The sequence below is a fragment of the Microbulbifer sp. Q7 genome (assembly GCF_001639145.1).
Classification (GTDB): Bacteria; Pseudomonadota; Gammaproteobacteria; order Pseudomonadales; family Cellvibrionaceae; genus Microbulbifer.
In genome coordinates, this window is sequence record NZ_LROY01000002.1 from 270,412 (window position 1) to 283,337 (window position 12,926).

The 12,926-nt window shown below is 59.1% G+C and carries 11 protein-coding genes; 4 read left to right on the plus strand and 7 right to left on the minus strand.

Annotation, left to right across the window (positions count from 1 at the left end):
• Positions 1 to 140 precede the first annotated feature (140 nt).
• Both AU182_RS06870 and AU182_RS06875 read left to right on the plus strand, forming a co-directional pair.
• Entirely contained in the window at positions 141 to 1,493 is a 1,353-nt protein-coding gene (locus AU182_RS06870) for a sodium:proton antiporter (protein ID WP_082859271.1), read from the plus strand.
• Positions 1,494 to 1,732: 239 nt separating this feature from the next.
• On the plus strand, positions 1,733 to 2,674 hold the full coding sequence (locus AU182_RS06875) for a ChaN family lipoprotein (RefSeq protein WP_193754304.1): 942 nt from the start codon (positions 1,733 to 1,735) through the stop codon (positions 2,672 to 2,674).
• A gap of 101 nt (positions 2,675 to 2,775) precedes the next feature.
• On the opposite strand, the gene phnE is transcribed toward AU182_RS06875, so the two are convergent.
• The 6 genes from phnE to selD form a co-directional block, all read right to left on the minus strand.
• Positions 2,776 to 3,552: a phosphonate ABC transporter, permease protein PhnE gene (phnE, locus tag AU182_RS06880; protein WP_227718155.1), complete on the minus strand. Its 777-nt coding sequence runs from the start codon at positions 3,550 to 3,552 to the stop codon at positions 2,776 to 2,778.
• A 5-nt stretch (positions 3,553 to 3,557) separates the two neighbouring features.
• Complete coding sequence (locus AU182_RS06885; protein WP_066962834.1) at positions 3,558 to 4,403, minus strand: ABC transporter permease; 846 nt, start codon at positions 4,401 to 4,403, stop codon at positions 3,558 to 3,560.
• Entirely contained in the window at positions 4,397 to 5,224 is an 828-nt protein-coding gene (locus AU182_RS06890) for a phosphonate ABC transporter ATP-binding protein (RefSeq protein ID WP_082859273.1), read from the minus strand. Before AU182_RS06890 ends, AU182_RS06885 begins: the two co-directional genes overlap by 7 nt.
• Complete coding sequence (locus AU182_RS06895; protein ID WP_082859274.1) at positions 5,221 to 6,120, minus strand: putative selenate ABC transporter substrate-binding protein; 900 nt, start codon at positions 6,118 to 6,120, stop codon at positions 5,221 to 5,223. Before AU182_RS06895 ends, AU182_RS06890 begins: the two co-directional genes overlap by 4 nt.
• A 72-nt stretch (positions 6,121 to 6,192) precedes the next feature.
• Positions 6,193 to 7,302, minus strand: coding sequence for a tRNA 2-selenouridine(34) synthase MnmH (gene mnmH / locus AU182_RS06900; RefSeq protein ID WP_066962837.1), 1,110 nt, complete (start codon positions 7,300 to 7,302; stop codon positions 6,193 to 6,195).
• On the minus strand, positions 7,299 to 8,396 hold the full coding sequence (selD, locus tag AU182_RS06905; protein WP_066962840.1) for a selenide, water dikinase SelD: 1,098 nt from the start codon (positions 8,394 to 8,396) through the stop codon (positions 7,299 to 7,301). Before selD ends, mnmH begins: the two co-directional genes overlap by 4 nt.
• 338 nt (positions 8,397 to 8,734) lie before the next feature.
• On the opposite strand from selD, the gene AU182_RS06910 reads away from it, so the two are divergent.
• The gene (locus AU182_RS06910) at positions 8,735 to 10,732 is read left to right on the plus strand and encodes a protein-disulfide reductase DsbD (RefSeq protein ID WP_227718156.1); all 1,998 of its coding nucleotides are present in this window, start codon (positions 8,735 to 8,737) and stop codon (positions 10,730 to 10,732) included.
• Positions 10,733 to 10,776: 44 nt separating this feature from the next.
• Complete coding sequence (locus AU182_RS06915; RefSeq protein ID WP_227718157.1) at positions 10,777 to 11,409, plus strand: thioredoxin family protein; 633 nt, start codon at positions 10,777 to 10,779, stop codon at positions 11,407 to 11,409.
• 66 nt (positions 11,410 to 11,475) lie between these two features.
• Here the strand turns inward: AU182_RS06915 and bioA are convergent, their stop codons facing one another.
• Positions 11,476 to 12,747: an adenosylmethionine--8-amino-7-oxononanoate transaminase gene (gene bioA, locus AU182_RS06920; RefSeq protein ID WP_066962849.1), complete on the minus strand. Its 1,272-nt coding sequence runs from the start codon at positions 12,745 to 12,747 to the stop codon at positions 11,476 to 11,478.
• Positions 12,748 to 12,926 lie beyond the last annotated feature (179 nt).

Here is a 12,926-nt window from a genome sequence, read left to right on the forward strand (position 1 = left end):
GGCACTGCTGGAAGATCCCTTGGGCAAGTCCGCTTGCGAGCGCTTCAACTCCGTGCTGGAACGGCAGTAGGAGGTGTTCTCGGAAATTATCCAGAAAGGCACCCTTGAGGGTGTGAACTAACTGGCGGGAGTTTTTACATTTGTCCGAGCTGTTCAAAACCGTCAAACTGATGGAAGCTTACGATCTCACGCTCGTTGTCCTCGGTCTGGGGATACTGGCGCTGGCGGCGCTGCTCCACCGGTTCAAAAGCCTTCCATTTTCTTTTCCTATTCTTTCCCTCGCACTGGGTTATGTAGCCTTTGCGCTACCGTTGGGACTCACGCCGCCTGACCCTCGACAACACGGTTCTCTCACTGTTCACTTAACCGAGATCGGTGTGATCATCTCATTGATGGGTGTGGGGCTTAAAATCGACCGATTGCCCAACCTGCGCACCTGGAGTACGACCTGGAGGTTGCTGGGCATTTGCATGCCCCTGACGATTGCCGGGGTGGCCTGGTTGGGATGGTGGGTTGTCGGCCTGGCGCCGGCGGCGGCCGTCTTGTTGGCCGCAGCGCTTGCTCCGACTGACCCGGTGTTGGCCGCAGACGTCCAACTCGGCGAACCTGAACCGGAAGTCCCTGATGAGGCTGTTTCGGTGGTTGCTGACGATAGAACATCGCCGGAGAAGCCTTCGGTAGAGAGAGACGACGAGCTTCGGTTTACTCTCACGTCAGAGGCAGGATTGAACGATTCCCTGGCATTTCCGTTTACCTTTCTCGCCCTGCTCATGTTGACTGAGGGTCTCAATCCGGAGAACTGGTTCGCCCAGTGGTTTTTGATTGACGTTCTCTATCGCATCGCCGTCGGTGTTATAGCCGGTGCTGTGGTGGGTTGGGGTTTGTCTCACGTTCTCCTGCGGCTGTCTGTCGACTCAGAGCAGGAAAAGATGAGAACGGGCGTCGGCGCGCTGGCTGCCACGTTGCTGCTATACGGCGTCACAGAGTGCGTCGGTGGCTACGGTTTTCTCGCGGTGTTCATTGGCGGTTTGACCATCCGCAACAGGGAGCACACACAGCAAAGCCATCAGTCAATGCACACCTTCGCGGAGCAGGCAGAGCAACTGCTGATGACATGTATTCTCATCGCACTGGGCGGTGCAATCGCGGGTGGTTTGCTTGATGCCCTGACATGGCCGGCGGCGGTTCTGAGTATGCTACTCATATTCGTCGTGCGCCCCGCAGCAGGGTTTATAGGGCTGATGGGAGCGCAGAGTCTCTCTGTTTTGGGTCGAGTGATTGCCAGTTTTTATGGTATTCGTGGAATTGGCTGTCTTTTCTACCTGGCGTACGGTTTGCAAAAAGGGAACTTTGGTGAGGAGGACCTCTTGTGGGCTACATGTGCCTTCGCGGTGGTGCTGTCGATATTCGTCCATGGAGTGACGGCCTCTCCAGTAATTCGGCTCCGTGACCGGAAAAAGCGACTGGAGAGTAAAGATTTGACTGCAGAATAGTGACATACCTATTCTTTTCGTTTCTCCGTAATTCGCTTATTAATTTTGCGCGATTCTACAGGAGCCGGTCCAATGTAATTAGTATTTGTAGTGGGACTGCGGCGTTAAAGTAGAATCGCATTCAAAAGGTTGCGTAGGCCGTGATATCGATGTCCAGGTACTCTATACCTCTCACTGTTTTATGCACGTTATTGACTATCGCCGGCTGTACGGATAGTAAGACTAGAAGTGCATCGATAGTGCCCGATCTGGCAAGCCTACCGACGCTCTACGATTATCAATTGCTCGATACTTCCTACAACCCTATCTCTGAGTCGGCACTCGTGTCCTCTCTGAGCTCGGCAGATGTCGTGTTCATCGGTGAGTACCATGGTAACCATGCATCGCATCTACTGCAGACGCGATTGCTTGCGGCACTACACCGCAACAACCAGCGCGATGGCAGGGCCACCATCCTGAGTATGGAGATGTTCGATCGGGCGCAGCAGGCTATCCTGGATGACTATCTGGCGGGGAACATCGGTGAGCGCTATCTGATCAACAAGGCTCCGGCTTGGAAAAATTATCAGGGTAGTTACCGACCATTGGTGGAGTATGCCCGGCAACATTCGATTCCCGTATTAGCGGCCAATGCATCTGCTGATATCGTGCGTTGTATCGGCAGGCAAGGGGAAGCTTACATTGCAGTGCTGGATATACAAGAGAAGCGTCTGATTGCCGCACAGCCATTCGCTGAGATCATCGGCTATGAAGAGAAATTTTTTGCCGCGATGAGCGGTGCCAATGGCAAGCCAGCCGAGAGGATGCACAACACGTACTTGGCCCAGATTACTCGCGACAACACCATGGCAGAATCAATTGCCAGGGCATTGGGTAGTACTCCCGGCGGTCAAGTCGTGCATATCAATGGCAGCTTTCACAGTGACGGCCATCTGGGCACGGTCGCTGCGCTAAAGCGTTTGCGACCTGAGCTTGCGATCAAGGTCTTTACCCCTGTACGTATCGACGTTTTCAACGGCGAAAAAAGCAAGTCCGCGAGTGAGCAGGCAGACGATTTCGTTTATCTGGTTAATCCGCAGCCAGAAGAGTTTGTAGATCGTGAGTATAGGAAGCAAGTCCTTGCGGAACGGTTTGCAGAGGCTGGCGCGAAGGCAAAACGGTGCAGAGCAGTGGAGCCCTGAGAGCTCCGGTACGCCGCATTCTGGCGCGCGCCGGTGTGAGTTTCAAATACACCGAAACCGGCCCGGTGGGCTTGCTGCTCCTGTCGGCGGGTGAGTTCCGGTTAGGTGCTCAGGTACTTTTGCCGCAACCGGCGACTGAGCCCGTCTACCGCAAACACCAGTAGCAGCATCGCCAGAATGACCGTTGCTGCCTGTGCCTGTTGAAACAGGCTCAGGTGGACATACAACATTTGCCCCAGCCCCCCGGCGCCGACAAACCCGAGTACCGCCGATATCCGAATGTTGTGTTCCCAGCGGTACAGCGCATATGCCTGCCACTGCGGCCAGAGCAGGGGGAGTGTGCCGTAAAAAAACGCGATGGTCGGCGAAGCACCCGCGTAGCGTACGGCGTTGGCCGCGGTCTTCGGTGTGTTCTCCTGCGCTTCGCTAAACAGCCGTCCCAGTACCCCGGTGGTGTGCAGGGCGATGGCCAGTGTGCCGGCGTTGGGCCCGAGCCCTGCAGCAAGCACCATCAGTGCTGCCCACACCAGTTCCGGGATCGCGCGCAGTGCGTTCAGGATGCCACGGGTAAACATTTTCAACGGCCGGCCAAATTGCCCGGCTGCCGGCAGGGCGAGGCAAGCGCCCGCGAGGGCGGCCAGCAGCGTGCCTATGGCGGACATGGCGATGGTTTCCAGCGCGGCATTGCCCACCGCTTGTACATGTGGCGGCGAGATGTCCGGCCGCAGGAACTCTGCAAAATATTCGCGCATGCCATGCAGGCTTGCAGGCTCTAGCAGTCCGGAAAAATCGATGGCGAGGAAGCGAAACGCCGCGACAACAGCGCCGAGGATGAGCAGCAGCAGTAGAAAATTGCCTGGACGGAAAGGGTATTTCACACGCCTCATAGCAGACGGGCCCGCAGCAGGTGACTGATCTGGTCCGCCAGCAATACCAGTAGTAAAAAGACCAGGAGTATGGCGACCACTTCGTTGCCGGCAAACATTCTCAGTGAAAGCTCCAGCTGTTGCCCCAGCCCGCCGGCACCGACAAAGCCCATGACCACCGAGGCCCGCAAAGCGCACTCCCAGCGGTAGATCGTATAGGAAAGCATTTCACCAGCAGCGTTGGGCAGAATTCCGTACAGGAATGCGGTCAGTCGCGAAGCGCCGGCACTAATCAGTGCCTCCGCCGGCCGCCGGTCCACGGATTCAAAAATTTCGCTAAAGACCTTGCCGAGCATACCTGTATAGGTAATCGCGATTGCGAGCACGCCGGCGCTGGGCCCGAGGCCCAGGGCGCGCACAAACAACAGTGCCCAGACGATTTCAGGCACGCTGCGTAGCAGAACCAACAGCGCGCTTAGGGGAAGGCGAAAGTACCGGCCCAGCAATGAGGGGCGGCCCTGGCGATAGACGGCCGAGCGCGACAGGGCTCGGGTGGCCAGCAGGGCGGCGGCGATCGATGGTGGGAGTGCCAGAGCGATGCCGGCCACGGCAATGGCAAGGGTCTCCAGCGTCGATTGCCACAGGAGCAGGAGGAAATCTTGATTGGTTGCCGGTGGCCAGGCGTCGCCCATCAAGGCGGCCATGGCCTGGGTACTGTTGCGGTCAAACAGAACCGCCGGATTGAACTCGCTGAAATGCAGGCCAGGCCAGGCTAGTAACAAGACGGCCGTGCTCAGCAGCAGACGCGATGCGAGCGCGGGGTCCCGCTGTTCCCAACCCGCGATACCGGACACTGTTAGCATCGCGGCGGCGCCAGCGGCCGGGGTTGCGGCCGGTGGATGTCGCGGTCGCTGGACGCGGTGGGGAGCTGCTGGTTGGCGTAGAGCCGATCCAGTTCACTCTGTTGGACCTTTGCCGCAGGTTTGTCGAAAAGCACCTCGCCTTCGCGCAGTCCGATTACCCGCGGGAAATGCCGCAATGCCAGTTCCAGGTTGTGCAGGCTGACCACCAGGGTGGCATTGCGTTGTTGCGCTTCCCGCCTGAGCAGGAAAAGCGTGTGGTCGGCCAGTACCGGGTCCATCGCGGACACGGGTTCGTCGGCGAGGAGGATTTCCGGTCGCTGATACAGGGCGCGGGTGATGGCCACGCGCTGCAGCTGGCCGCCGGACAGTTGATCGCAGCGCTCGAATATCTTGTCGGCCAGGTCGAGTTTGGCGAGGGCGATCCGGATATTAGGAATATCCAGCGGGTAGACGAGGTTCACCAGGCTCTTCCATCGCGACCACTGGCCGGCACGGCCTGCGGCGACGGCGGTCACCACACGCTGTCTCGGCGGTAATGGGGGCGACTGCTGGATCAGACCGATGCGGGCGCGCAACTTTTGTCGTGCACCACTGCCAACTGACCAGGGGGAGGTGTTCAGAATCCTGAGCTCGCCACTGTTGGGGCGTTGCGCGGTTGCCAGCAGGCGCAACAGGGTGGTTTTGCCAGCGCCAGAGGGACCGATAATCGCCAATTGCTCGCCCGCACCAACGGAGACGGTGATATTCCGCAAGACCTCCGTCGGCAGCGCTGTGTTGACGTGCCCGAATGACACGCCCACACCGCGCAACGCAATGCTCACCTCAGCAGCCCCACGGAGCGCGCGGCAGCTTCAATGGACTGATAGTTTTCCGGGGCTGTTTCCACAAAGCGCTCGGCAGCCTGTAACTCGAGAATGGCTTTATGCTCAGGAATGGCGGGGTCGAGAGCGAGAAACGCCGCCTTAATTTGCGCTGTGAGCGCGGAGGGCAGATTGCCGCGCACCGTCCAGTTGTAATCAAAGTAGGGCGGGGTGGTGGCCAGCACGCGGACCTTGTCTGTATCCACTTTGCCGTTGGCCACCAGCTTGTCCCACACCGATGCGTTCAGCACGCCGGCATCGGCCTTGCCCGCCTGTACCCAGGCCGCGGTGGCATCGTGGGCGCCGGAGTAGGCGACCCGACTGAAAAAGTCTTCCGGCTTTATCGCGTCTTTGGCCATGAAGTAGCGCGGCATCAGGCTACCGGAGGTGGAGGAAATAGAGCCGAATACGAAGCTTTTGCCTTTCAGATCCTGCAAAGTTTTTACCGCAGGGTCGGCGGTGATGAACTTGCTGGTGAAGTGTCGATCCTGTTCACGCTGCACCAGTGGGATGGCATTGCCAGTTTTGATACGGGCCTGCACAAAAGTGAAGCCACCCAGCCAGGCGAGATCCACGCGCTCCGCCGCCAGGCTTTCCACCACGGCGGCATAGTCCGTCACCGGGATAAATTTCACTGGCATTCCCAGTTGCTGTTCCAGGTAATTGCCGAGGGGCTTGAACTTGCGCAGCAACTCGGTGGGGGCCTCATCGGGAATTGCGGAGACCCGCAGCACAGTCGGAGTGAGATTGCTCTGGCCTGTTTCACCGGCGGCAGGGTTGCCAAGCAGCAAGGTGGCGGGTAGCAGCAAAAGCGCACACAGCGCCTTTGCCCGTTGCAGTGGGGCACGTTTTGACATGCGAGTTCTCCAGTTCAATAGTGGAAAAAACGATTTATGGAACTTTGTTGTTAACGTTTTTGGCTTACACGTTCACGCGTGAGCACGGAGATATTCGACTACCTCCCGCTGATTACCGCGGAACACAATACGTGCGGCCTTCTTTTCTGCCTGATACACGTACATGGGGTCATAGTAATCTCGCAACAGTGCGGTTATCCAGTCGCGGTGGCGATCCACAGTGCCATCCGCAAGCTGTCGCTGCAGGGCTTGCTGCATGATGTCATCCAGCTCCTGGTAGCGCTGGCCACCGAGGCGCTTGATGATGTTGGCCAGGTTCTGCCGCAGCGCCTGGGCGAAAGCCGCCGGACCTTCCTCGGTGCCGTGCAGGGCGACAAATTCCTCACACAGGTCGACCACGTAATCTTTCAGGATGCGCTCGACGCGCCCCTCGAGGCTGTCTTCCAGCCACACCAGGGGATAGTCGCACATACCCTGGTGCAGCGACAGCGGCACGGAGCAGCGCCCGATCAGGCGGCTCTCATCTTCCAGCACGAACCGGGTTTGGCCGCTGGCGCGACGCTTGAGGAAGTCCACCGCCAATGCATTTTCAAACCCGATCTGCGGAGGCTGTGCGGTTGCGCGTTTGCCAAAGCTGGAGCCGCGATGGTTGGCGTGCTCCTCGAGATCCACCGCGTTGTCCAGCTGCATCAATACTTCGGTTTTACCGGTGCCGGTCATGCCGCCGACCAGGGTAAAACGGCATTCGCGCACCGCGCTTTCAATTTCCTCGATCAAAAAGCTGCGCATGGCCTTGTAGCCGCCGGTAATCCGCGGATAGGCAATACCGGCTTCTGCCAGCCACTGCTGACTGATCTGCGAGCGCAGGCCGCCGCGAAAACAGAACAGGTAGCCGTTCGGATGGGCGCGGGCGAACTCCGCCCAGGCATTGATCCTGGCTGCCTTGGTTTTACCGCTGACCAGCTGATGCCCGAGGGCAATGGCCGCCTGCTGGCCATGCTGCTTGTAGCAGGTGCCCACTTTCTGCCGCTCGATGTCGGTCATCAGCGGCAAGTTGACCGCATTGGGAAAAGAACCCTTGTTGAACTCCGCCGGAGCCCGGGTGTCGATCATCGGTGTATCGTGCAGGAAAATTTCGCGGAACTCCGCGCAATCGGGACGTGGAGTTTTTTCACTACTCATTGCACGAGTACCGCTAATCCGTGGTCGGCATCTTCCTGGGCGACCAGTTCACCGATGGGCGCAAGCGCTAGATCCAGCTTCTGCGCAGTAGCTAGGAACTCTGCCTCGCCCTCCGGGGTGACCGCAATTAGCAGCCCGCCACTGGTCTGGGGGTCGCACAGCAGCTGGTGCTGGCTTTCCGCACTCAGGCGGACCCGCTCACCATAGCTTTCGAAGTTGCGCCCGGTACCGCCGGGAATACAGCCCTTTTCGAGATAGTATTCAACACCGTCGATGCGCGGCACGGCGTTGAAATTCAGTTTTGCACAGAGGTCACTGCCGTCTGCCATCTCTACCAGATGGCCCAGCAGGCCAAAGCCGGTGACGTCTGTCATCGCCCTCACGCCGGGCAGGCGAGCAAACTGGCTGCCGGGGCGATTGAGGGTGCACATCAGGTCCCTCGCTACGCCCACGTCTTGTTCGCGCAGTTCGCCCTGCTTTTCTGCGGTGGTAAGTACGCCGATGCCCAGTGGCTTGGTCAGATACAGTTTGCAGCCTGCGGTCGCGGTATCATTGCGCTTCAGATGCTGTTTCTGCACCACGCCGGTTACCGCGAGACCGAAAATCGGCTCGGGCGCGTCGATGGAATGCCCTCCCGCCAGAGGAATGCCCGCGTCCGCGCAAACGGCGCGGCCACCGCGGATCACTTCCCGAGCCACTTCAGGCGCCAACAGGTTTACTGGCCAGCCCAGAATGGCGATCGCCATCAGCGGGTCGGCACCCATGGCATAGATATCACTAATGGCGTTGGTGGCGGCGATACGGCCGAAATCGTAGGGATCGTCGACGATCGGCATAAAGAAGTCGGTGGTGGACACCACGCCGCGTTCTTCATCCAGCGCATACACCGCGGCATCATCGCGCGAAGCATTGCCTACCCACAGCTTGGGGTCCGCTAGCGGGTTGCCGCTGTCGGCGAGGATCCGGTCGAGCACCGCTGGTGAAATCTTGCAGCCACAGCCCGCGCCATGGCTGTACTGGGTGAGGCGCACCGGCGACGGTGCCAAGGTGTCAGCAGGGGAGCCGGCTCTGGTTTCTGGCGTGGATTCGGTCATGAATGCTCCGGGGGTTAGTTGCGGTGATTTTATCAGCCGTTGGCGCGTGGAACTATGCACCGCTGACAATTGTGCGCCTGCTTGCAACCACTGGAGCAATCCATTTGAATGGTTGGCGAGTATAAAACCAATACCAGCTGAGCTACTTGGCCGTCGGTCGGCTCCCGGGTGAGTTGCCAAGTGTGCTGCTAAATTTGCCGTTACGTATGTTGATACGTCTTAATCCAGCGATTCATTGCTTCAGGGTGGGGTGCCATTTGTTGTTCTCGTTTTTAAATCGCGCTGTTTTGCCGTTTTTGGTGCGCCTGGTGTTACTCGCTGCGGCGGTCTGGAGTGGAGTGGCCGTTGCCCAGGACACCGCCAGTGGCGATCACGTCAAGGTGCGCTGGCTGGCACCGGATACCTTTGGTCCCGGCGAGGAAACGATCGGTTTCTATTTTGAGGTAGACCCTGGCTGGCACGTGTACTGGCGCAATGCGGGGGATTCCGGTGCGGCGCCGCGTTTCGATTTTGCCGGTGCCAGTGGCGAGCTGGGCGATATCCAGTGGCCATCTCCGGTGCGCTTGCCCATCGAGCACCTGACCAATCTGGGCTATGAGGGCGACGTCGCTTATCTGTTTTCCGCCACGCCCAAGGCGTCACGCATGGAAATTGTGGTGAATCTGGAGTGGCTGGTGTGCAAGGTGGACTGTATTCCCGGCTACGGCAACATGACGCTGTCGCGGCCAGTGGCGGATGCCGCGCAATGGCAGCCGGTGGAAAAGGCGCTGCGGGACCGCTTTGCGGCCCAGGTCCCCGTACCCGCGACCCGCGACAACTTCCCCTGGATTGTGAGTAATGTTGCCGCCGCCACGGACGGCGACTCACTGCAGCTGGTACTGGAGGCGGGCGCGGCAGAGGGCGCCGCAGCGCCGGCAGTGTTCCCGCTGGATGGGGGGCTACTAACCGCCAAAGCACCGCAAGTAGAAGAGTCTGGCGATACCCTTCGGTATACCTTCCAGCGGGTGCCGGGCGCAGTCCTGACACCGACAACCGGGTTTGTTGTCAGTGACGGCGAGGGCGCCTGGCAACTGGATGATATTGAGATCCAGGCTGCGGCGACCAGCGCGCCCACCGCCAACCCCACACCCGCAGACAGTGGCCAGCCTCTGTGGCTGCTGGTGCTAGCCGCCATTGCTGGTGGTGCCATTCTGAATCTGATGCCCTGTGTGTTCCCGGTGCTGTCGATCAAGCTATTCGGGCTAGTGGGCCCAGAAGGCGAGGCTGCAGGACGTCTCAAGGAAGGGTTGCGCTACGCTGCCGGTGTGTTGGTGACTTTCGCCGCGCTCGGTGCACTGTTGTTGGTATTGCGTGCCGGAGGTGCGGCCATTGGCTGGGGCTTCCAGCTGCAGTCGGCGCCGGTGGTGCTGGGGCTGATCCTGTTGTTCTGGGTGATGGCGCTGTCGTTCAGCGGCCTGTATGAGTTCGGCCATCATTTGATGAATCTCGCCGGCAACAGTCGTGGTGGCTCTTTCGTCACCGGTGTCCTTGCGGTATTTGTCGCCGCGCCCTGTACCGGTCCGTTTATGGGCGCGGCACTGGGAGCAGCAACGCTATTGCCGGCCTATGGAGCCATGGCTATTTTCCTCGGGTTGGGGATCGGCTTGGCACTGCCGTTTGTGTTGCTGTGTGCCTTCCCTGCATTGCTCAACCGGCTGCCCGCACCGGGCCCTTGGATGGAAACGCTGCGACAGTTTCTCGCGTTCCCGCTGTACGCAACCGTTATCTGGTTGCTATGGGTGTTGGGCCGCCTCCTGGGCGACAGCGGCTGGCTGATCGGCACCCTGCTGATGCTGGTGGTGGTATTTGCCTTCTGGCTCGGGCGCCACCAGTTCCGCGGCAGTCGCTGGATTGCCTGGGGGCTGGTTGCGGCTGCACTGTTGATGAGTTTTGGCGCGGCCAACTCGCTGCAGCAGAGCGGTCGTGAATCGGGTTCTGTCCCAGTGGCGTCGGAGCAGAGCTGGCAGCCCTACAACCGCAACGCCATCAACCAGGCACTGGCACGCAAGCAACCGGTGTTTATCGACTACACTGCCGCCTGGTGTATCACCTGTCAGGTGAACAAAAAATTGGTGCTGGATACCGAGGAAGTCGAGGCGCTGTTCCGGGCGAACGACGTGTATCTAGTGCGCGCAGACTGGACCGACCAGAACCCGGATATCACCCGTGCACTTGGGGAGCTGGGACGCAACTCGGTACCGGTCTATGTCTGGTACGCAGCGGGCGAAAGCGAGCCGATATTGTTACCACAGATTTTGCAAGTGGATATGATCGAAGCACTGTTCGACGACGAATAATCGTTTGTTCCATCAATTTGTCCAACCAAAGAGGATACGTAATCGTGACTACACAGGGTATGAGTGGTAAACGTTCTTTCCGTAGTTTCCTGGGCGGTATTGCCATGTTCGCATTGCCGGCACTGGCAATGTCGGCCGCGGTGCCGGGTGAAAAAGCACCGGATTTCAGTGAAGTGGATGCGGCGGGCGAAACTCGCAGCCTGAAGGATTATGCGGGGCAGTGGCTGGTGCTGGAGTGGTTTAACAAGGACTGCCCCTATGTGAAAAAACACTATGGCAGCGGAAATATGCAGGCGCTGCAGAAGAAGTATGCCGAGCAGGATATCAACTGGCTGACGGTCATATCTTCTGCAAAGGGCAAGCAGGGTTATCTGGAACCATCGCAGGCGCTGGAGGTGGCAAAAAGCCACAACCTGAGTGCCAGCGCTCCATTCCTGCTGGATGCCGATGGCAGTATGGGCCGTGCCTACGGCGCCAAGACAACGCCGCACATGTTTATTATCAACCCACAGGGTGAAGTGGTTTATGCCGGTGCGATTGATGACAACGATTCCGCCAACCCCGCGGTGATTCCGAAATCTGCCAACTATGTGGCGGCTGCACTGGACGCGTCGCTAGCTGGGGAGGCGATTAAAACGGCTTCTTCACGCGCTTATGGGTGCAGCGTGAAATACTGATCGTCCTGCTGGATGTAAAAAGGGCTCCACTTGCGGAGCCCTTTTTCGTTTTGCAGAAGCTACGGATTATAGCTCACGCAGGGTTTCGTGCATGGCACGGGTCAGCTGCGTCAGCTCCTCGGGCTGAATGATGTAGGGCGGCATGGTGTACACCAGTTTGCCGAAGGGGCGTAACCAAACGCCCTGTTCAATTAGGCTTTCCTGCAGGGTGCGGTTGTCCACTGGCTGCTTCATTTCCACTACACCGATGGCGCCGAGTACGCGCACATCGGCCACACCGGGGGCGTCGTTCAGTGGTGCCAACTCTTCCTGCAATTGTGTTTCGATTGCGCTGACCTGCTTGTGCCAGTTTTGCTGCAGCAGCAGTTCGATACTGGCATTGGCGACCGCGCAGGCCATGGGGTTCCCCATAAATGTGGGCCCGTGCATGAAGACGCCCGCTTCTCCGCTGCAGATTCCATCGGCGACTTTATCGGTACACAGGGTGGCGGCCAGGGTCATGGTGCCGCCGGTCAGTGCCTTGCCGAGGGTGAGAATGTCTGGCGATATTCCGGCGTGTTCGCAGGCAAACATTTTTCCGCTGCGGCCAAATCCGGTGGCGATTTCGTCGGCGATCAGCAGCAGGTCGTACTGGTCGCAGAGGGCCCGCACACGCTTGAGATACTCGGCAGAATAAAAACGCATGCCGCCGGCACCCTGCACGATCGGCTCGAGGATGACTGCGGCGAGATGTGCGTGGTTTTGTTCGATCAGTCGTGCAAGCTCAGCGGTGTGCTGTTCGTCGCAGGGCTCACCGAATTTGGGTTCGGGCGCCGGGGCGAACAGGTGCTGGGTGAGCTGGCTGGAGAACAGGTGGTGCATGCCGGTGACCGGGTCACAGGTGGCCATGGCGCCGAAGGTGTCGCCGTGGTAGCCGTTGCGCAGGGCCAGCAGTTTGTTTTTCTCGGGTTTGCCCTGGGAGTGCCAGTACTGCAGGGCCATTTTGATGGCGACTTCGACGGAGACGGAGCCGGAGTCGGCGAGGAAGACTTTCTGCAGCGGTTCCGGCGTGAGGGCGACGAGCTTTTTACAAAGTTCGATGGCGGGCTCGTGGGTGAGGCCGCCGAACATGACGTGGCTCATTTTTTCCATCTGTGCCCGCATGGCGGCGTTCAGCTCGGGGACGTTGTAGCCGTGCAGGGTGCTCCACCAGGAACTCATGCCGTCGATCAGCCCGCGGCCGTCCTCCAGATAAATCCTGACCCCTTCCGCTCTGGTGATGGGATAAACCGGTGGAGGATTAATCAGGGAAGAGTAGGGATGCCAGATGTGGTTTTTGTCGAACTCTAAATCGATCATTTGGGTAGGTACTTCGGTCTTCGTGTAATGGCGGCCAGGCACCGGGTGTTCATTTTCAGAACCGGGCTAGGCGCCCCCCTGCGAATACGTCCATGTACGCTGCGTCAGCGACGTCCCTGTCGCTGACGCTTCTGAAAATGAACCCCCGGCACCCGGCCTTCGCATTTGAGATTTGTACT